The organism is Streptomyces sp. NPDC002566, from assembly GCF_042889585.1.
Taxonomy (GTDB): Bacteria; Actinomycetota; Actinomycetes; order Streptomycetales; family Streptomycetaceae; genus Streptomyces.
The window spans coordinates 1-20,198 of record NZ_JBIARD010000001.1 but is presented as its reverse complement, the minus strand read 5'-3'; the positions used below and the strand labels follow the sequence as shown (position 1 = coordinate 20,198).

Here is a 20,198-nt window from a genome sequence, read left to right as displayed (position 1 = left end):
GCCTCGCCGCCGCAGACACCGCCACCGGCCACTCCACCCCCGCGGCCCCGCTCCCCGTGCCACCCTTGACCCATGCCCGAAGGTGACACGGTCTGGCAGGCCGCGCGGCGACTGCACGGGGCCCTCGCCGGCAAGACGCTGACCCGCTCCGACCTGCGGGTGCCCAAGCACGCCACCGCCGACCTCACCGGGCGCACCGTCCTGGACGTCACCGCGCGCGGCAAGCACCTCCTCACCCGCATCGAGGGCGGCCTGACGCTCCACTCGCACCTGCGGATGGACGGCTCCTGGCGGGTGTACACGAACGACCAGCGCTGGACCGGCGGCCCGGGGCACCAGATCCGCGCGATCCTCGGCACCGAGGACCGGACAGCCGTCGGCTACCGCCTCCCCGTCCTGGAACTCCTGCGCACCGCCGACGAGGCGCGAGCGGTGGGGCACCTCGGCCCGGACCTGCTGGGCCCCGACTGGGACCCCGAGCGGGCGCTCGCCAACGTTCTCGCCGACCCCGACCGCCCCCTCGGCGAGGCCCTCCTCGACCAGCGCAACCTCGCCGGCATCGGCAATGTCTACAAGTGCGAGCTCTGCTTTCTCCTCGGCGTCAGCCCTTGGCTCCCCGCGGGCGCGCTCCCCGCCGACCGCGCCGCGAAGCTGCCCGCCCTGGCCAAGCGGCTCCTGGAGGTCAACCGCGACCGCCTCGTCCGCGCCACGACCGGCCGGCGCGGCCAGGACCTCTTCGTCTACGGCCGCGCGCACCGCCCCTGCCTGCGCTGCGGAACCCCCGTCCGCCTCGCCGACCAGGGCGACGGCTCCCGCGAGCGTCCGACGTACTGGTGCCCCGCCTGCCAGCCCGGGCCCGCCCCGGCTTCGGGATCCCCGGCCGCTCGCCGCATCCGCCCCCGCACCAGTAATTGACGACCCGTCAGAACCTCTCGTACGGTCCCCTCATGGCCGTGAAGGCGTACGACCTCACCGGACGCACCGCATTCGTCACCGGTGCCGCCAGCGGCATCGGCCGGGCCTGTGCCGTGCTGCTCGCCGAGGCGGGCGCGCTCGTCCACGGCGCGGACCGCGACGCCACGGGCCTGCACGAGACGGCGGCCCTGATCAAGGACCGGGGCGGCATCGCCCGCACCCACCTCTTCGACGTCACCGAGCACGCCCAGGTCCGGCAGGCGGTCGAGTCCTGCGAGCGCCTGGACGTCATGGCCGCCGTCGCCGGGATCATGCACAGCAGTCCCGTCCTGGACACCCGCGAGGAGGACCTCGACCGGGTGCTCGACGTCAATTTCAAAGGCGTGCTGTACGCCTCCCAGGAAGCCGCCCGATTGATGATCTCGACCGGTACGAGGGGCAGCATCGTCACCATGGCCTCGGGCGCCGTGGACACCGGCGGCCCCGGGCTCCTGTGCTACGGCGTCGCCAAGGCCGCCGTGGTCCAGCTCACCAAGACCCTGGCGACCGAGGTCGGCCGGCACGGCATCCGCGTCAACGCCGTCGCCCCGGGGTGGATCCGCACGCCCATGACCGACCGCCATGACCCCGGCGCACAGGAGCGCACGGAGGCGCTCATGTCGCGTATGTCACCGCTGGGCCGGGTCGGCGAACCCGACGAGATCGCTCACGCCGTACTGCACCTGGCCTCGGACGCGTCGTCCTTCACGACGGGCCAGATCCTCCGCCCGAACGGCGGGGTCGCGATGCCCTGGTAACCGCCCGCCCGACGGATGCCCGAAGCCGGGGTCGCGAGCGAAACTCCGCTACACCGCCTCCCCCGCCCGCACCCACCTCAGCGCACCCCCCGCCAGGCAGCCTTCCACCGCCCGACAGCCACCGCGCCCACGACCCGCCCCTTGGCCGCGCAGTGCACCGGCAGCAGGCTCAGCCCCCACCCGCCGGCGACGACGGCCCCTTCGACCACTCCCGCGTCCGGGCTGACCGCGAGCCGCAGCACGGCCCACCACCACAGCGCGCCCAGCCCCAGAGCGACCCCGCGCCGGGCTATCACGCAGGCTCCGCCCGGCAGGGACGGGAACACTTCACGACGTCGCTCATCGGCACCTCCGGTGGTCAGGCCCGCACAGCCGCTCCCCCGTCCAGCCCCTCCACGATGACCGCCGGGCCCGGCCCCGGCAAACGGACCCGTCCCCCCTCACACCGAACGGTGGACCGCCCCCGGGCATGCAAAAACCCCGACCGCACTCCCCGGGTCGCCCCGGAGCACCCCGGCCGGGGCCTCCACAATGTCGTCGTCCTGTGCCTTGCTCGTCGTGCGCCCCGCCGCCCGGACGGGCAGGTCAGGCGGCGACCACGTCCACCGCTTCGGCGGGCGCCTTGATGGTCACCCGCTCCGGTGGCACACCGGTCACCGACACGGAACCCAGCATCGGGCGAACCGGCGAGGGCACGGACTCGCTGGGGGTGGCGGCGGCAGACTGAGCCAGCTCGGCGAGGGCGAGCTCGTCGCTCACTTCCCGCATGAGCTCGGACATCCGTACGTCCAACGCGTCGCAGATGGCGGAGAGCAGCTCGGAGGAAGCCTCCTTCTGCCCCCGCTCCACCTCGGAGAGATAGCCGAGTGAGACTCGGGCGGACGAGGAGACTTCGCGCAGAGTACGGCCCTGGCGCTGGCGCTGCCGACGCAGCACGTCACCCAGCAGGCGACGGAGCAGAATCATCGGTGGCTCCCTCCTCGGACCGCGTAGCCGCATCCTTCACGCCCCACCGTACCGCCTCGCGCTGCGGCCGTGCGGGGAGCGATGTCGTGTTCACTCAGGGCTGCAAACATCAAAACCCCCCGTTCTGTTCCGTATCCTGTGCCCGCTCGTTCCCGGTCTGTTCGTCCGCAAGCGCCCTCAGAAGCACTGTGAGTACGCTCCGTACACTCTCTCTACGAATTTCCGCACGGCTGCCGTTCAACCGCAGCGCCTCCACTTTTCCGCCAGAGGCAGAAACAGCTCCCGCCCCGAACGGCCCGTCCACCGCCACGAAGACCGTGCCGACGGGTTGGCCGTCCTGGGGGTCGGGGCCGGCCACACCGGTGGTGGCGATGCCCCAGTCGGCGCCCAGCGCCTTGCGCACCCCGGCCGCCATCTGGGCCGCGACCTGCGGGTCCACGGCTCCGCGGGCGGCCAGCAGGCCGGCGTCGACGCCGAGCAGTTCCTGCTTGAGACCGGTCGCGTAGGCGGTGACCGATCCGCGGAAGGCCCGGGAGGCGCCGGGGACCTCGGTGATCTCCGCCGCGACCAGTCCACCCGTGAGCGATTCGGCCACGGCCAGCGTCTCACCCCTCACGGTGAGTAGTCGCACGACTTCGGCAGCCGGGGAACTCAACGCTGTGTCTCCTCCAGTGCCGCCTTGCGCTCGGCGAGGCCCTGCCGGCGCAGCACGACGGCCTGCCGGACGTAGTCGAGCCCGGTCACCACGGTGAGCACGACCGCGGCGCCCATCACCCAGAACCTGAGGGTGGCCAGCCACCCCGTCAGGGCCAGCACGTACATCCCGACGGCCACGCCCTGGGTCAGCGTCTTGAGCTTGCCGCCCCGGCTGGCCGGGATCACGCCGTACCGGATGACGAGGAAACGCATCAGGGTGATGCCGAGTTCCCGGCCCAGGATCACGCCCGTCACCCACCAGGGCAGGTCGCCGAGGGCGGACAGGCAGATCAGGGCCGCCCCCATGATGGCCTTGTCGGCGATGGGGTCGGCGATCTTCCCGAAGTCGGTGACGAGGTTGTACGTCCGCGCCAGGTGCCCGTCGAACAGGTCGGTGATCATGGCGATGGCGAAGGCGGCCCAGGCGAGCGACCGCCAGGCCGGGTCGTAGCCGCCGTCGGCGAGCATCAGGGCGACGAAGCCGGGCACCAGGAGCAGCCGGAGCATCGTCAGCATGTTGGCGATGTTCCAGACGCTCGCCTGGTTGACGGCCGCGGCGGCCAGTTTGCCCCCGCGCGCGGGCCGCAGGGTGCCCTGCTCGTCGGGGGCGGCGCCGGTCACGTCGGCGCCGATCTCCGCGGCCGGGCCGTCCGCGCCCATGGCGACGGGCGCGGAGGCGGGCCTCGCGGCCGGCCCCTTCGCCTGCGAGGAGCCTCCTGCCGCCGACGCCGGGACACCCGTCATCTGGCTGCCTCCTCACTACACCCGATCGAGCCCGCGAGGGGCTCGGCCACCAGGTCGACGCCTTCCGTGCCGACCACCTTCGCCTCGACCATACGGCCGACGGCCAGTCCCTCGCCCGACGTGAGCAGCACCTGGCCGTCGGTCTCGGGCGCCTGGTGCTCGCCCCGGCCGTGGACGCCCTCGTCGTCCAGCGACTCCACGAGCACGCGCACGGTCTCCCCGACCCGCTCCTCGGCCCGCTGCGAGACGAGTTCCTCGGCGAGCCGGGAGACGCGGGCGAGCCGCTCGGCGACGACGTCCTCGTCCAGCTTGTTCTCGTACGTGGCGGCCTCGGTGCCCTCCTCGTCGGAGTAGCCGAAGACGCCGATGGCGTCCAGCCGCGCGTGGTTCAGGAACCGCTCCAGCTCCGCGAGGTCGGCCTCGGACTCGCCGGGGAAGCCGACGATGAAGTTGGAGCGCACACCGGCCTGGGGCGCCTTGGCGCGGATGGTGTCGAGCAGTTCCAGGAAGCGGTCGGTGTCGCCGAAGCGGCGCATCGCGCGCAGCACGCCGGGAGCGGAGTGCTGGAAGGACAGGTCGAAGTACGGGGCGACCTTCGGGGTGGAGGTCAGCACGTCGATCAGGCCGGGCCGCATCTCGGCGGGCTGGAGGTAGCTGACCCGCACCCGCTCGATGCCGTCGACGTCGGCGAGCTCGGGCAGCAGGGACTCCAGCAGGCGGATGTCGCCGAGGTCCTTGCCGTAGGAGGTGTTGTTCTCGGAGACCAGCATGATCTCCTTGACGCCCTGCTCGGCCAGCCAGCGGGTCTCGTTCAGTACGTCGCTCGGGCGGCGCGAGATGAAGGAGCCGCGGAAGGACGGGATGGCGCAGAAGGTGCAGCGCCGGTCGCAGCCGGAGGCGAGCTTGACCGAGGCGACCGGGGTGCCGTCGAGACGGCGGCGCAGGGGCGCGCGCGGCCCGGAGACCGGGGCGACGCCCTCGGGCAGGTCGGCTGGTGCGCCGTGCCCGGGCAGGGCGACGTCCGGGGCGGACTGCCGCTCGGCCGGACTGATCGGCAGCAGCTTGCGCCGGTCGCGCGGGGTGTGGGCGGCGTGGACGCCGCCGCTCAGGATGGTCTGGAGGCGGTCGGAGATGTCGGCGTAGTCGTCGAATCCGAGCACGCCGTCGGCCTCGGGCAGGGCCTCGGCGAGGTCCTTGCCGTACCGCTCGGCCATGCAGCCCACGGCCACGACGGCCTGGGTTCTGCCGTGCCCCTTGAGGTCGTTGGCCTCCAGCAGGGCGTCGACGGAGTCCTTCTTGGCGGCGTCGACGAAGCCGCAGGTGTTGACGACGGCGACGTCCGCGTCCTCGGCGTCCTCCACGAGTTGCCAGCCGTCCGCCTCCAAACGGCCTGCGAGCTCCTCCGAGTCCACCTCGTTACGGGCGCAGCCAAGGGTGACGAGTGCGACGGTACGGCGTTCAGGCATGGGCTCAAGACTACTTCGTCCGGCTGACAGCCCCGGCCGACGGGGTTGGCGATGTGCGCCGACCCCGTACGCGCGCGTGTCACCGCTCAGCCGGCCTGCGGATCGCCCTTGGTGTACGTGAGCCGCTCCACCGCGCCGGGCTGGAAGTCGTCCTCGATCTTCTTGCCGTTGACGTACAGCTGGATCGCGCCGGCGTCGCCGAGGACCAGGTTGATCTTCTCGCTGTCCTGGAAGGTCTTGGACTGGCCCTTCTTGAGCAGCCCGTCGAACAGCATCCGGCCGTTGTGGTCCTTGGCGTAGATCCAGCTCTTGCCGTCGGTGGCGCTGACCTGGACGGTCACCTTGTCCTGGGGCGCTGCGGCGATGGCGCTGTCGGAGGGGGCGGGCTTGACGGGGGCGGGCTTGTCCGACTTGGTGGTGGGGGTGGCGGGGGCGCTGCTGGACGGGGCGGTGCCGTCGGCGACGTCCTTGGTCCCGTCGTCGCCGCCCTTGAACGCGGTGAAGCCGACGAAGCCGATCACCGCGACGATCGCGGCGACCATGGCGGCGGTCCAGTTCGGGCCGCGCCGCTCGGGGCGGATGCGTTCCGCCTCGAACAGGGGGGCGGCCGGGGTGGGCGCCGGACGGCCGCCGTGCAGGGCGTCGAACTGCTCCATCAGCGGGGCGGGATCCAGGCGCACGGCGCGCGCGAGGCTGCGGATGTGCCCGCGCGCGTAGACGTCACCGCCGCAGGGGGCGAAGTCGTCCGCCTCGATGGCGCGCACGATGGCGACCCGGACCCGGGTGGCGGTGCTGACGTCGTCGACGGTCAGGCCGGCGGCGACGCGCGCCTGTCGCAGGGTTCGGCCGATGGAGGGGCGGGCTTCCTCGGAGGCGTCTTCGAACGGACGCTCGTCTTCAGGGGAGTTGCCGATGGACACGGGGGCGCCTTTCGAGCGTGTAGCCGCCTGTGCTGGAGGTTCAGTGTAGGGGGGGTGCGAAAGGGAGGGGCAACCGGGCGGTAGCACTTTGTACGCCATCGGAATGGCCGGACACGCCGATGACGGGCCAGACGTGAACCCCGAGATCGGAACCCTCGCCTGTCTCGCTCAACTTGACGTACCCCGAAGGGAAACGGTTGCGCGCCGCTCGCTAACGGCTCAGTCACGAACGACCTGCTTCCCCGCGGGGAAACGCCTACCCTTCAGACTCCCCACGGATCACCGCGAGCACGCCGTCCAACTCGTCGGGTTTCACAAGAACGTCACGTGCTTTCGATCCTTCGCTCGGCCCGACGATGTTGCGCGACTCCATCAGGTCCATCAGCCGGCCGGCCTTGGCGAAGCCGACGCGCAGCTTGCGCTGGAGCATGGACGTCGATCCGAACTGCGTGGACACCACCAGCTCGGCGGCCTGGCACAGCAGGTCCAGGTCGTCGCCGATGTCCTCGTCGATCTCCTTCTTCTGCTTGGAGCCGACGGTGACGTCGTCCCGGAAGACCGGCGCCATCTGGTCCTTGCAGTGCTGCACGACGGCCGCGACCTCGGCCTCGGTGACGAACGCGCCCTGCATACGGGTCGGCTTGCTGGCCCCCATCGGCAGGAACAGCCCGTCGCCCTTGCCGATGAGCTTCTCCGCGCCGGGCTGGTCGAGGATGACCCGCGAGTCGGCGAGCGAGGAGGTGGCGAAGGCGAGCCGGGAGGGCACGTTCGCCTTGATCAGACCGGTGACGACGTCGACGGAGGGCCGCTGGGTGGCGAGCACCAGGTGGATGCCGGCCGCGCGCGCGAGCTGGGTGATCCGCACGATCGCGTCCTCCACGTCGCGCGGGGCGACCATCATCAGGTCCGCGAGCTCGTCGACGATCACCAGCAGGTAGGGGTACGGCTGGAGCTCGCGCTCGCTGCCCTCGGGCGGCTTGACCTTGCCCTCGCGCACGGCGCGGTTGAAGTCGTCGATGTGCCGGAAGCCGTACGCCGCCAGGTCGTCGTACCGGAGGTCCATCTCGCGCACGACCCACTGGAGCGCCTCGGCGGCCCGCTTGGGGTTGGTGATGATCGGCGTGATCAGGTGCGGGATGCCCTCGTAGGCGGTCAGTTCGACCCGCTTGGGGTCGACGAGGATCATCCGGACGTCCTCCGGGGTGGCCCGCATCATGATCGACGTGATCAGGCAGTTGATGCACGACGACTTGCCGGACCCGGTGGCGCCGGCGACCAGCATGTGCGGCATCTTCGCCAGCGAGTGCATGACGTAGCCGCCCTCGACGTCCTTGCCGAAGGCGACCAGCATCGGGTCGTCGTCCTCCGCGGACTCCGCGAGCCGCAGCACGTCGCCCAGGTTGACCATCTCGCGGTCGGTGTTGGGGATCTCGATGCCGACGGCGGACTTGCCGGGGATCGGCGAGATGATCCGCACGTCGGGGCTGGCGACGGCATACGCGATGTTCTTCGTCAGCGCGGTGATCCGCTCGACCTTGACGGCGGGGCCGAGCTCGACCTCGTAGCGCGTGACCGTCGGGCCGCGGGTGAAGCCGGTGACGGCCGCGTCGACCTTGAACTCGGTGAACACGGTCGTCAACGCGGCCACTATGGCGTCGTTGGCCGCGCTGCGCGCCTTGCCGGGCCCCCCGCGCGTGAGGAGGTCGAGCGCGGGCAGCGCGTAGGTGATGTCCCCGGACAGCTGGAGCTGCTCGGCGCGCGAGGGCAGGTCGCGCGGCGGCTCGGGAGCCGCCTTGGTCAGGTCGGGGACCGGCCCCGACGTTTCCTTGCCGGCCCGCTCGGCGCGCGGGACCGGCGCGGCGGGCGTGGCGGGCGCGGGGACGGGCGTCGGCGTGGTGGGTTCGCGCTCGCCCGTCCGCACGCCCTGCGTGAGGTCGGCGACGGTCCGGGAGGGCGGCATGCCGTGCAGGACGGCCCCGTCGAGGTCGGCCGCCGCGGCCGCGGCGATGTCCACGGCGTCGAGCTGCCGGTCCATCGCCGGTTGCGGCACCGCCGAACGCCGGGGACGGCCCCGCCGCCGGCCGAGCGCCTCCTCCTCGGCCGCGTCGGCGTCGTACGCCTGCGGGGCGCCCGCGCGGCCGCGGGAGCGCGCGGGAAGCGCCTCGCGCCACTGGTCGTCGTAGCGCTCGTCGTCGTCCGTGAGGTCGCCGTACTCGTCGTAGCCTGCGGGGTCGTGCAGCACGCCCAGGCGCACGCCGAGCTGCCGCAGCCGCTGCGGGATGGCGTTGACGGGCGTGGCGGTGACGACCAGCAGCCCGAAGACGGTGAGCAGCACGAGCAGCGGTACGGCGAGGACGTCGCCCATGGCGTACGTCAGCGGGGTGGCCGCGCCCCAGCCGATGAGGCCGCCTGAGTCCCTTATGGCCTGCATGCCGTCGCTGCGGGCGGGCGCGCCGCACGCGATGTGGACCTGGCCGAGCACGCCGATGACCAGCGCGGACAGGCCGATCACGATGCGACCGTTGGCCTCGGGCTGCTCCGGGTGCCGGATGAGGCGGACCGCGATGACCGCGAACAGGATCGGCGCGAGCAGGTCCAGACGCCCGAAGGAGCCCGTCACCAGGATCTCGACGAGGTCGCCGACCGGACCGCGCAGATCCGCCCAGGTGCCCGCGGCGACGATCAGCGCGACGCCGAGCAGCAGCAGCGCGACGCCGTCCTTGCGGTGGGCGGGGTCGAGGTTCCTTGCGCCGGTCCCTATCCCGCGGAACACCGCGCCCACGGCGTGCGCCAGGCCCAGCCACAGGGCGCGCACCAGCCGGTACACGCCCCCCGTGGGGCTGGGCGCCGGCTTGGGCGCCGGCTTCTTCGCCACGGCCTTCCTGGCGGGCGCCTTCTTCGCGGGCGCCCGCTTGGCCGGAGGCTTCTTCGCGGCGGCCTTCTTCGCCGGAGCCTTCGCGGGAGCGGCCGCCTTCCTGGCGGGCTGCTTCTTGGCTGCGGAGGGACGTGAGGCCATGGTGTGAGATTACCGGTGGCGACGGAAGGCGACACGTGTGCCCACCGCTTCACCCGTTCGTGTCGCCCCGGCGAAGGCGGGAAACTGACGCCCGCTCACGCGCAACTCCAGGCGCGGCACGCGTCAGTTCCGGTCAGCTCTGCGACGGCACCGACGCCGTGCCGCTGCCCGCGCCCGGCTCCAGCGCGTCCAGCGCCCGCCTCAGACCGGTGAGTTTGCGCTCCAGGTGCGCCGCCGTGGCCACCGCCGCCGCGTCCGCCGACTCGTCGTCGAGCTGCTTGGACAGCGCCTCGGCCTGCTCCTCGACCGCCGCGAGCCGCGCGGACAGCTCGGCGAGCAGCCCCGCCGACTCCTTGCCGCCCACGGCCGGCTTGCCACCGCCCTCCAACTGGAGCCGCAACAGCGCCGCCTGCTCCCGCAGCTGGCAGTTCTTCATGTACAGCTCGACGAACACGGACACCTTCGCCCGCAGCACCCACGGGTCGAACGGCTTGGAGATGTAGTCCACCGCGCCCGCCGCGTACCCGCGGAAGGTGTGATGGGGACCGTGGTTGATCGCCGTGAGGAAGATGATCGGGATGTCCCGCGTCCGCTCCCGGCGCTTGATGTGCGCGGCCGTCTCGAAACCGTCCATTCCCGGCATCTGCACGTCCAGCAGAATGACCGCGAAGTCGTCCGTCAGCAGTGCTTTGAGCGCCTCTTCCCCGGACGATGCCCGCACCAGCGTCTGATCGAGCGCCGAGAGGATCGCCTCCAGCGCCAGCAGATTCTCCGGCCGGTCATCGACCAGGAGGATCTTGGCCTTCTGCACCATGGCCCGCCCTCCTCGCCCCGGCAGTGCACCGGGCGCCGCCCCTGGGGACGACTCCTTTGCGCCGCCCTTCCCTGTGCCGGTCATGGTAGCTGCACCCCGACCGTCGCCACACCCTGTCACCGTGATGTCACTCAGCACGTAGCAGGAACGCGGCACGAGACCAGAAGGTTCCCCGAATCCCGCCTCGCTACACGACTTCGGACACCCTGAGTCAGCAACTTCTCGCGCCGCCGCATGGTTCCCGTCACTCCTCCCGCATCCACTGCTCCATCACCGACAGCAGGTGATCCGGATCGACCGGCTTGGTGACGTAGTCCGAGGCGCCCGACTCGATCGCCTTCTCCCGGTCGCCCTTCATCGCCTTCGCGGTCAGCGCGACGATCGGCAGCCCCGAGAACTGCGGCATCCGCCGGATCGCCGTGGTCGTCGCGTACCCGTCCATCTCCGGCATCATGATGTCCATCAGCACGACCGCCACATCGTCGTGCTGCTCCAGCACCTCGATGCCCTCACGGCCGTTCTCCGCGTACAGCACCGACAGACCGTGCTGCTCCAGCACACTGGTCAGCGCGAACACGTTGCGGATGTCGTCGTCGACGATCAGCACCTTCTCACCGCCGAACCGGATGCCCCGGTGCGTGTGCCGCGTCGCCTCCTGCCCCACGGGCGCCCACTGCTCGGGCCGCCCGACCTGCGGCTCGCCCCCCGCCACCGTCCGGCGCCGGCGCCGGAACAGCGCCGCCGCGCCGTTCTGCGTCTCCTGGTACGACTTCACCTCCGCCGGCGTCTCGACCTCCACGTCGGACAGCTCCGCGGGCTCCGCCGACCGGTTCTCCGACGCCACCAGGTCGCCCGCCTCCAGCGCGGGCACCACCTGCTGGTAGCCCTGCGGCGGCAACTCGCTCGGGTGCAGCGGCAGGTACAGCGTGAACGTCGACCCACGCCCGGGCTCACTCTGGGCGTAGATCTCACCGCCGAGCAGCTGCGCGATCTCCCGCGAGATGGACAGCCCCAGACCCGTACCGCCGTACTTGCGGCTGGTCGTGCCGTCCGCCTGCTTGAACGCCTCGAAGATCACCCGCATCTTGCCGCCCGCGATCCCGATGCCGGTGTCCGTCACCGAGAACGCGATCAGCGGCGCGTCCGCGTCGGTCAGCGACCCCGCCTCCAGCAACTGCTCCCGGATCGCCATCGGCACATCCCCGCCGGCCGGCCGGATGACCAGCTCCACCGACCCGGAGTCGGTGAACTTCACCGCGTTCGACAACAGGTTGCGCAGCACCTGCAACAACCGCTGCTCGTCCGTGTGCAGCGTCGCCGGCAGCTCCGGCGACACCCGCACCGACAGGTCCAGGCCCTTCTCCGCCGTCAGCGGACGGAAGGTCGCCTCCACGTAGTCGACGAGCTGGACCAGCGCGATCCGCGTCGGGGAGACGTCCATCTTGCCCGCCTCCACCTTCGACAGGTCGAGGATGTCGTTGATCAGCTGCAGCAGGTCCGAGCCCGCCCCGTGGATCGTCTCGGCGAACTCGACCTGCTTCGGCGTCAGGTTGGTGTCCGCGTTGTCCGCGAGCAGCTTGGCCAGGATCAGCAGCGAGTTGAGCGGCGTGCGCAGCTCGTGCGACATGTTGGCGAGGAACTCGCTCTTGTAGCGCATCGACACCGCGAGCTGCTCGGCGCGCTCCTCCAGGACCTGACGCGCCTCCTCGATCTCGGTGTTCTTCACCTCGATGTCCCGGTTCTGCCGGGCCAGCAGCTCGGCCTTCTCCTCCAGTTCGGCGTTGGACGCCTGGAGGGCCTTCTGCCGCTGCTCCAACTCCGCCGACCGCTCCCGAAGTTGCTCGGTCAGCTCCTGCGACTGCTTCAGCAGCTGCTCCGTCTTGGTGTTGACCGAGATGGTGTTGACGCTGGTCGCGATCATCTCGGCGAGCTGGTTGAGGAAGTCCTTCTGGATCTGCGTGAACGGCGTGAACGACGCCAGCTCGATCACACCGAGGACCTGGCCCTCGAACAGCACCGGAAGCACGATCACCTGCGCGGGCGGCGCCTCGCCGAGCCCGGAGGAGATCTTCAGATAGCCGCTCGGGGCGTTCTCGACGAGGATCGTCCGCTTCTCCTCTGCGGCCGTCCCCACCAGCGCCTCACCCGGCCGGAACGAACTCGGCATGGAGCCCATCGAGTACCCGTACGAACCCAGCATCCGCAGCTCGTACTGGTCGCCGCCGCCGTCGCCCGACGGCATCGCCAGGAAGAACGCGCCGTGCTGCGCGGCCACCAGCGGCGGCAGCTCACTCATGATCAGCGAAGCCACGTCCTCCAGATCGCGCCGCCCCTGCATCAGGGCCGACACGCGCGCGAGGTTGCCCTTGAGCCAGTCCTGCTCCTTGTTGGCGATCGTGGTGTCACGCAGGTTGGCGATCATCTTGTTGATGTAGTCCTGAAGCTCCTGGATCTCCCCGGACGCGTCCACGTCGATCTTCAGGTTCAGGTCACCACGGGTCACCGCGGTCGCCACGCGCGCGATGGCACGCACCTGCCGGGTCAGGTTCCCGGCCATCTCGTTCACCGACTCGGTGAGGTCGCGCCAGGTCCCGTCGACGTCACGCACGCGTGCCTGACCGCCGAGCTGCCCCTCGGTGCCCACCTCGCGGGCCACCCGCGTGACCTCCTCCGCGAAGGACGACAGCTGGTCGACCATCGTGTTGATGGTCGTCTTCAGCTCGAGGATCTCCCCGCGCGCGTCGATGTCGATCTTCTTCGTCAGGTCACCCTTGGCGATGGCCGTCGTCACCATCGCGATGTTGCGCACCTGACCCGTCAGGTTGGACGCCATCCCGTTCACCGAGTCGGTGAGGTCCTTCCACGTGCCCGCCACACCCGGCACGTGCGCCTGACCGCCCAGGATGCCGTCCGTGCCCACCTCACGGGCCACCTTGGTGACCTGCTCGGCGAACGAGCTCAGCGTCTTCACCATCGTGTTGAAGGTGTCGGCGAGCTGCTGCACCTCACCGCGCGCCTCGATCGTCACCGTCCGTGTCAGATCGCCGTTGGCGACGGCCGCCGCGACCTGGGAGATGTTGCGCACCTGCATGGTCAGATTCTTCGCCATCAGGTTGACGTTGTCGCTCAGGTCCTTCCAGATGCCCACCACGCCGGGCACATGCGCCTGACCGCCCAGGATGCCCTCGGTGCCCACCTCACGGGCCACCCGCGTCACCTGCTCGGCGAACGACGACAGCTGGTCCACCATCGTGTTGACGGTCGTCACCAGCTCGAGGATCTCGCCCTTGGCGTCGACAGTGATCTTCTTCGACAGGTCGCCCTTGGCGACCGCCGTGGTGACCTCGGCGATGTTGCGCACCTGGATCGTCAGGTTGTTCGCCATGAAGTTCACCGACTGCGTGAGGTCCTTCCAGGTGCCGGAGACACCCTGCACCTCGGCCTGACCACCGAGGATGCCCTCCGTGCCCACCTCACGGGCCACGCGCGTGACCTCCTCGGCGAACGACGACAGCTGGTCCACCATCGTGTTCAGCGTGTTCTTCAGCTCGAGGATCTCCCCGCGCGCGTCCACGGTGATCTTCTGGGACAGGTCGCCCCGGGCCACCGCCGTGGCCACCTGGGCGATGTTGCGCACCTGACCCGTCAGGTTGGACGCCATGCCGTTCACGGAGTCCGTCAGGTCACGCCACACGCCGGCCACACCGGGCACCTGCGCCTGACCGCCGAGGCGGCCCTCCGTGCCCACCTCACGCGCCACCCGGGTCACCTGGTCGGCGAAGGCCGACAGCTGGTCCACCATCGTGTTGATGGTGTTCTTCAGCTCCAGGATCTCCCCGCGCGCGTCCACGTCGATCTTCTGCGACAGGTCACCGCGGGCCACCGCCGTCGTCACCTGAGCGATCTGCCGCACCTGGGAGGTGAGGTTGCCGGCCATGAAGTTGACGGAGTCCGTGAGCTCCTTCCACGTCCCCGACACCCCGTCCACCCGGGCCTGACCGCCGAGCCGTCCCTCCGTGCCCACGTCCCGGGCCATCCGCGTCACCTGGTCGGCGAACGACGACAACTGGTCCACCATCGTGTTCACGGTGTTCTTCAGCTGAGCCATCTCACCGGACACGTCCACGGTGACCTTCTGCGACAGGTCGCCGTTGGCCACCGCCGTCGTCACCTGGGCGATGTTCCTCACCTGCCCGGTGAGGTTGCGGAACGCCGTGTTGACGGAGTCCGTCAGGTCCTTCCACGTCCCCGCCGCACCCGACACCTGCGCCTGGCCGCCCAGCTCGCCCTCGACACCGATCTCCCGCGCCACGCGCGTCACCTCGGCGCCGAACGCGGACAGCTGGTCCACCATCCCGTTGACGGTGTTCTTCAGCTCCAGCATCTCGCCGGCCACATCCACCGTGACCTTCTGCGACAGGTCACCGTTGGCCACCGCCGTCGTCACCGCGGCGATGTCCCTCACCTGTGTGGTCAGATTCCGGAACACCGTGTTGACGGAGTCCGTCAGGTCCTTCCACGTCCCCGCCGCGCCCGGCACGTTCGCCTGACCGCCCAGCTGCCCCGCAGCACCGACCTCGTTGGCCACCCGTGTGACCTCGTCCGCGAAGATCCGCAGCGTCTCGGTCATCTGGTTGATCGTGTCGGCGAGCTGCGCGACCTCACCGCGCGCCGGCACCGTCACCTTCCGCGACAGGTCACCGTTCGCGACCGCCGTCGTCACCTCGGCGATCCCCCGCACCTGGGCCGTGAGGTTGCCGGCCATGGTGTTCACGGAATCCGTCAGTTCTTTCCACACACCGTCGACGCCCGACACCTGCGCCTGACCGCCCAGGATGCCCTCGGTGCCCACCTCACGCGCCACCCGCGTCACCTCGGACGAGAAAGCGGACAGCTGGTCGACCATCGTGTTGACGGTCTTCTTCAGCTCCAGCATCTCGCCTTCGACATGCACGGTGACCTTGCGTGACAGATCGCCCTTGGCCACCGCCGTCGTCACCAGCGCGATGTCGCGCACCTGCGCCGTCAGCCGCTCCGCCATCGTGTTGACGGACTCCGTGAGGTCCTTCCACGAACCGGACATACCGCGCACCTGGGCCTGCCCGCCCAGCTTGCCCTCGGTGCCCACCTCGCTGGCCACACGGGTGACCTCGTCGGTGAACGTCGACAACTGGTCCACCAGGTTGTTGACGGTCCGCCCGACCTTCAGGAACTCACCCCGCAACGGATGCCCGGCGCCCTCCGAGGTGTGCGCCCGCAGCTCCATACGCGGCGACAGATCTCCCTCGGCCACCGCCGACAGCACCCGCCCGACCTCCGAGACAGGCCGCACCAGGTCGTCCACCAGCGCGTTCGAGTTGTCGATGGCCGTCGCCCAGGACCCCTCGGAGGCGCCCGTCTCCAGCCGCTCCGTGAGCTTTCCCTCACGTCCCACCACGCGCCGCACCCGCGCCAGCTCACCCGTGAGGTGGAGATTGCGGTCGGCCACCTCGTTGAAGACCGCCGCGATCTCCGACATCACGCCGTCCCCGGACACCGTGAGCCGCTTGCGGAAGTTCCCGTCCCGCATGGACACCAACGCCCCCAGCAACTTGTGCAGGGCCGCCGTGTCCACCTCGGTGGTACCCGTCCGCGGTGTGCGCTGCCTGTTCAGGGACTGTCCGCCTTTCGCGCGCGCCTTCGTGCCCCGCGTCGCTGCGCCAGACTCCACTTGTCCCTCCCGCAGGGATCGACCGTCTTACTGCCCGATGTAACCAGGCAGGCCCGAGGGGGCTGCTGCCCGCCGTACACACAAGACACCCAGTCTGCCCGGACCTTCACAAGAAGCTTGCCCAGTGTTTCACCCTCACCGAACCAGGCCATAACAGTTCGGCAGCTTCGCACACGGTCCGCACACGCCGGAGGCGGAAACACCGGCGACCGGCATCCGTACGGACGGGGAAGGTAAGTAACCTTGCATGCGGCTGTCCAGCCGCACCGGTCCGTCCGGTCTGGGCGGTGGCACGGAGATCGAGCGGGCATCGGAGGGGCGGCCGCACACATGACCACCGGACTGATCCCGGGGGCTCAGCCCCCGGACCCCCGGCCGACGGGCACGCTGCCGCAGCAGCGGCACGAGCCGGACACCCGGGCAGCCCTGCACGTCGACAACCGGCCGAGGAGTTCTGTGATCACCGCGCGCGCGGCCGCCAGTTTCGAGCCCGTCGGGCGATCCGTCGCCACCGCCCGCTCGTTCGTCCGCGACACCCTCCAGGGCTGGGGATTCGCCGACATCGTCGACGACGCGGTGGTCCTCACCAGCGAACTGGTGACCAACGCCGTCGTCCACGCCGGCACCCACGCCGACGTCCTGTGCCTGCGCACCGAGGACGGCATCCGCGTGGAGGTCTCCGACCGCTACCCCGAGCGCGAGATCCCCCTCCAGGGCTCCCCCGCCACCATGGGCAGCCCCGACCGCGAAGGCGGCCGGGGCCTCCAGCTGTGCGCGGCGATCGCCGGCCGCTGGGGCGTCGAGTACACACCGACCCACAAGCAGGTCTGGTTCCAGCTCGATCTTCCCGACCGCCCCGTGGGCACCCGCGCCGCAGGCCCCTGCCTCCCCTCCGAACTCCTCCCCCTCACCGACAGCCGGGTCCGAGTCGCCGTCGTCCAGATCGACCGCACAGGCGCCATCTCCGCCTGGAACGAGGACGCGGAGGAACTCTTCGGCTACCCGGCCGACCAGGTCACCGGCAAACCCCTCACCGACCTCGCCGCCTGGCCCCACACCCCCGGCACCAGCACCGGCATCGTCGAGGCGCTGCAACTCTCCCGCTGGGAGGGCAGCTACGGCATCCGCGCCGCCGACGGCCGCGTCACCCCCGTCTACGCATCGCACCTGCGCGTCCGCGACACCGACGGCGACCCCTCCACCGTCTGCCTCCTCGTCCGCGACCACGAACGCGCGGTGCTGCAGACCCCCTTGCGCCTCCCCGCCTCCGACGCGACGTCCAACGCCGACGGGTCGAGCTCCGACCCCTTCGAGGTGTTCATCGGCTCCCCGGCCCCGGACGACCTCGACGGCCTCCTCCAGCGCACGGTCGAACGCGCCCGCGACATGCTCGACGGCGACTCCGCCTTCCTCCTGCTCGCCACCGACGACGAGACGGAGTTGGAGGTCCGCGCCTCCACCGGCCTGCCCTCCGCCCGCCAGCGCTTCGCGCGCGTGCCCGTCGAAGCGGGCCCCGGCCGCTACGGCTCCGCCCGCATGCCGGCCGTCCACGAGGACCTCCTCTCCGTCCCCGGAGCCGTGCCCCTGCTCAGCGGCACGGGCATGCGCTCGGTGGTCACGGTCCCGCTGAAGGTCGAGGGCCGCCTCACCGGCTCCCTCGGCGTCGCCGCCGAAGGCCCCGGCAGATACTCCAACGAGGAGGCCCTGCGGCTGCAGTTCGCCGCGGACCGCATCGCGCTGGCCGTCGAGTCGGCCCGCCTCGGCGAACTGGAACGCCTGCGCCGAGGCTCCCTCAGCTTCCTCGTCGAAGCCTCCGACCTGCTGGCCGGCACCCTCGACCGCGACCAGACCCTCGCCCTGATGGCCCAGATGACGGTCCCGACCCTGGCCACCTGGTGCGCCGTCTACACGATCGCCGACCAGGCCTCCGACCCCTACCTGTCCTACGTCCTGCACGAGGACGAGGAACTCATCGACGGCATCAAGTCGTTGCTCTCGAAGATCTCCCCGCCGGATCCCGTCCCCACCCCGGGCGCCCGGGTCTGGTCCGCCCCCGGCGAGGCCGCGCACGAGGCGGCGCTGCGCAGCTCCATGCGCAGCCTCGGCCTGTCCGGCGGCCCGGCCCACCAGCAGGTCACGTCGGGCATCGGCCCCACGCTGGCCACGGCGTCGGCGGTCGGCGGCGAGACCGTCGTCCTCCCCCTCGTCGCCCGCAACCGCGTCATCGGCATGCTCACCCTCGGCAAGCCCACCGACGAGCACTTCCGCCAGGAGATCCTCGAACTCGCGGAGGACCTGAGCCGCCGCGCCGCCCTCGCCCTCGACAACGCCCGCCTCTACTCCGAGCGCACCGCCATCAGCCAGGCCCTCCAGCGCAGCCTGCTGCCCCCGGAGCTCCCGGAGATCGACGGCGTCGAGGTGGAGGTCATCTACCGCGCGGCCGGCGAGGGCAACGAGGTCGGCGGCGACTTCTACGACCTCTTCCCGATCAGCGACGGCGCGTACGGCTTCGCGATCGGCGACGTCTGCGGCACCGGCCCCAACGCGGCGGCGGTGACCGGCCTGGCCCGCCACGCCCTGCGCCTGCTGGCCCGGGAGGGCCTCAGCGGCCCGGCGGTCCTGGAGCGTCTGAACTCGGCGATCCTCGACGAGGGTGCCCGCAGCCGCTTCCTCACCCTCCTCTACGGCGAGATGCGCCCGCAGGACGACGGCAGCGCCGAGCTGAAGGTGGTCTGCGCCGGCCACCCCCTCCCCTTGCGTCTGCGCCAGGACGGCACCGTCGAGCCGGCCGCCGAACCGCAGCCGCTGCTCGGCGTCATGGAGGACCTGGAGCTCTACGAGCAGACGGTGACCCTCGATCCGGGCGACGTCCTGCTCTGTGTCACGGACGGCGTCACCGAGCGCCGCGAGGGCACGCGCATGCTGGGCGACGACGGCCTCGCCGACGTTCTCACCACCTGCACGGGCCTGACGGCCGGCGCGGTCGCGGCCCGCATCATGCGCGCGGTGGAACGCTTCGCTTCGGACGCCCCGTCCGACGACATGGCGATTCTCGCGATGCGCGTGGCCTGAGAAAAGGCACGCAGAACAAGAAGAAGGCCCCCGCCCGAAAGGGCGGAGGCCTTCTTTTGTGGAGCCCCCTAACGGAATCGAACCGTTGACCTTCTCCTTACCATGGAGACGCTCTGCCGACTGAGCTAAGGGGGCTGGTCACTTTTCGAGGTTTCCCTCGCGGCAACAGAACAGATCGTACCCCGAACTTGCCGGTGTTCCCAAACTCGTTCAGAAGGCGGGTTGAAGCAGTCCGCCGAGCGCGTTGCAGGCGGACACCACGCGCTGCATGTCCCTTCTGGTGAGCGAGGCGTCAACGGGCAGAGCGAGCGTCTCGTCGGCGGCCGACTCGGTCTGAGGCAGTGTGACGCAGCGCCGGAACTCGGGCAGTCGGTGCAGGGGAGTCTTCACCGGCACACGGCAGTCCACTCCCCTTGCCCGCAGGGCCCTGGCGAACGCGTCCCGGTCGGGCCGGCCGTTGCCCGGCACCCGCACCACGTACTGCTGGTAGGTGTGCCCGTCCGCGCGGTCCGGCGTCCGCACCCCCCGCAGCCGTGCGTCGAGGTAGGCGGCCCGATCCCTGCGCTGCGCCACCTCGTCGTACGACGTCTCGGTCTCGCCTCTTTCGAGCACCAACAGCCCGTGCCTTCGACCCAGTTCGTGCAACCGCACGAGATCGGCCGGCCGCCCGAAGCGGTGCACGACGACGACGGCCGTGGTCCGCGCGGTGATGACCGCTTCGACGGCGGCCGGGTCCAGGCAGTACGTCCTGGGGTCGATGTCCGCGAAGACGGGCAGCGCACCCGCCCGGGTCACCGCTTCGGCTATGTCGACGTTCCCGAAGGCCGGCACGATGACCTCGTCACCGACTCCGACGCCCGCGGCCCTGAGGAGTGCAGCAGTTCCCATGGGCTGGAGCCTGGACGCGCTGCGTGAACGTCAAGTGACGGAAAACAAAAAAGGGTTGGGCCCTGAACCGAAGTTCAGGGCCCAACCCTTTGAATGATTGTTCGGCGGCGTCCTACTCTCCCACAGGGTCCCCCCTGCAGTACCATCGGCGCTGTGAGGCTTAGCTTCCGGGTTCGGAATGTAACCGGGCGTTT

The 20,198-nt window shown here is 70.7% G+C and carries 13 protein-coding genes, 1 tRNA gene and 1 rRNA gene; 3 read left to right on the top strand and 12 right to left on the bottom strand.

Annotated elements, in window-relative coordinates; genetic code table 11:
• Positions 1–72 precede the first annotated feature (72 nt).
• A complete protein-coding gene (locus ACFYXA_RS00075) occupies positions 73–915 on the top strand; it encodes an Fpg/Nei family DNA glycosylase (RefSeq protein WP_389026943.1) in 843 nt (280 codons plus the stop codon).
• A 32-nt stretch (positions 916–947) separates the two neighbouring features.
• Entirely contained in the window at positions 948–1,712 is a 765-nt protein-coding gene (locus ACFYXA_RS00070) for an SDR family NAD(P)-dependent oxidoreductase (RefSeq protein ID WP_389026941.1), read from the top strand.
• A 77-nt stretch (positions 1,713–1,789) separates the two neighbouring features.
• On the opposite strand, the gene ACFYXA_RS00065 is transcribed toward ACFYXA_RS00070, so the two are convergent.
• From ACFYXA_RS00065 to ACFYXA_RS00025, 9 genes are all read right to left on the bottom strand, one after another.
• A complete protein-coding gene (locus ACFYXA_RS00065; protein WP_351100039.1) occupies positions 1,790–2,008 on the bottom strand; it encodes a hypothetical protein in 219 nt (72 codons plus the stop codon).
• A gap of 289 nt (positions 2,009–2,297) precedes the next feature.
• A complete protein-coding gene (locus ACFYXA_RS00060) occupies positions 2,298–2,678 on the bottom strand; it encodes a helix-turn-helix transcriptional regulator (RefSeq protein ID WP_352245816.1) in 381 nt (126 codons plus the stop codon).
• Between the two features lie 109 nt (positions 2,679–2,787).
• Positions 2,788–3,333 (bottom strand): CinA family protein, encoded by a 546-nt coding sequence (locus ACFYXA_RS00055; protein ID WP_389026938.1) that lies wholly within the window; start codon positions 3,331–3,333, stop codon positions 2,788–2,790.
• The gene (pgsA, locus tag ACFYXA_RS00050; RefSeq protein ID WP_389026936.1) at positions 3,330–4,118 is read right to left on the bottom strand and encodes a CDP-diacylglycerol--glycerol-3-phosphate 3-phosphatidyltransferase; all 789 of its coding nucleotides are present in this window, start codon (positions 4,116–4,118) and stop codon (positions 3,330–3,332) included. Before pgsA ends, ACFYXA_RS00055 begins: the two co-directional genes overlap by 4 nt.
• Positions 4,115–5,584 (bottom strand): 30S ribosomal protein S12 methylthiotransferase RimO, encoded by a 1,470-nt coding sequence (rimO, locus tag ACFYXA_RS00045; RefSeq protein WP_356681012.1) that lies wholly within the window; start codon positions 5,582–5,584, stop codon positions 4,115–4,117. Before rimO ends, pgsA begins: the two co-directional genes overlap by 4 nt.
• Positions 5,585–5,670: 86 nt before the next feature.
• Positions 5,671–6,504 (bottom strand): RodZ domain-containing protein, encoded by an 834-nt coding sequence (locus ACFYXA_RS00040; protein ID WP_352245812.1) that lies wholly within the window; start codon positions 6,502–6,504, stop codon positions 5,671–5,673.
• A gap of 256 nt (positions 6,505–6,760) precedes the next feature.
• Positions 6,761–9,520 carry a DNA translocase FtsK gene (locus ACFYXA_RS00035; protein ID WP_352245811.1) on the bottom strand — a complete coding sequence of 920 codons (2,760 nt, stop codon included), beginning with the start codon at positions 9,518–9,520 and terminating at the stop codon, positions 6,761–6,763.
• Between the two features lie 133 nt (positions 9,521–9,653).
• Entirely contained in the window at positions 9,654–10,334 is a 681-nt protein-coding gene (locus ACFYXA_RS00030; RefSeq protein ID WP_351341695.1) for a response regulator, read from the bottom strand.
• A 244-nt stretch (positions 10,335–10,578) separates the two neighbouring features.
• Entirely contained in the window at positions 10,579–16,044 is a 5,466-nt protein-coding gene (locus ACFYXA_RS00025) for a HAMP domain-containing protein (protein ID WP_352245810.1), read from the bottom strand.
• 330 nt (positions 16,045–16,374) lie between these two features.
• On the opposite strand from ACFYXA_RS00025, the gene ACFYXA_RS00020 reads away from it, so the two are divergent.
• Positions 16,375–19,116 (top strand): SpoIIE family protein phosphatase, encoded by a 2,742-nt coding sequence (locus ACFYXA_RS00020; RefSeq protein ID WP_352245809.1) that lies wholly within the window; start codon positions 16,375–16,377, stop codon positions 19,114–19,116.
• A gap of 59 nt (positions 19,117–19,175) precedes the next feature.
• Here the strand turns inward: ACFYXA_RS00020 and ACFYXA_RS00015 are convergent.
• The 3 genes from ACFYXA_RS00015 to rrf form a co-directional block, all read right to left on the bottom strand.
• Positions 19,176–19,251 (bottom strand) — tRNA-Thr (locus ACFYXA_RS00015).
• 75 nt (positions 19,252–19,326) lie between these two features.
• On the bottom strand, positions 19,327–20,004 hold the full coding sequence (locus ACFYXA_RS00010; RefSeq protein WP_389026930.1) for a DegT/DnrJ/EryC1/StrS family aminotransferase: 678 nt from the start codon (positions 20,002–20,004) through the stop codon (positions 19,327–19,329).
• Positions 20,005–20,103: 99 nt separating this feature from the next.
• Positions 20,104–20,198 (bottom strand): 5S ribosomal RNA (gene rrf, locus ACFYXA_RS00005); the annotation flags it as partial.

Bases quoted from the DNA above. Each gene is read 5' to 3' on its own strand.
- ACFYXA_RS00075 (WP_389026943.1), top strand. From the start codon at position 73: ATGCCCGAAGGTGACACGGTCTGGCAGGCCGCGCGGCGACTGCACGGG.
- ACFYXA_RS00070 (WP_389026941.1), top strand. From the start codon at position 948: ATGGCCGTGAAGGCGTACGACCTCACCGGACGCACCGCATTCGTCACC.
- ACFYXA_RS00060 (WP_352245816.1), bottom strand. From the start codon at position 2,678: ATGATTCTGCTCCGTCGCCTGCTGGGTGACGTGCTGCGTCGGCAGCGC.
- pgsA (WP_389026936.1), bottom strand. From the start codon at position 4,118: ATGACGGGTGTCCCGGCGTCGGCGGCAGGAGGCTCCTCGCAGGCGAAG.
- rimO (WP_356681012.1), bottom strand. From the start codon at position 5,584: ATGCCTGAACGCCGTACCGTCGCACTCGTCACCCTTGGCTGCGCCCGT.
- ACFYXA_RS00035 (WP_352245811.1), bottom strand. From the start codon at position 9,520: ATGGCCTCACGTCCCTCCGCAGCCAAGAAGCAGCCCGCCAGGAAGGCG.
- ACFYXA_RS00030 (WP_351341695.1), bottom strand. From the start codon at position 10,334: ATGGTGCAGAAGGCCAAGATCCTCCTGGTCGATGACCGGCCGGAGAAT.
- ACFYXA_RS00020 (WP_352245809.1), top strand. From the start codon at position 16,375: ATGACCACCGGACTGATCCCGGGGGCTCAGCCCCCGGACCCCCGGCCG.
- ACFYXA_RS00010 (WP_389026930.1), bottom strand. From the start codon at position 20,004: ATGGGAACTGCTGCACTCCTCAGGGCCGCGGGCGTCGGAGTCGGTGAC.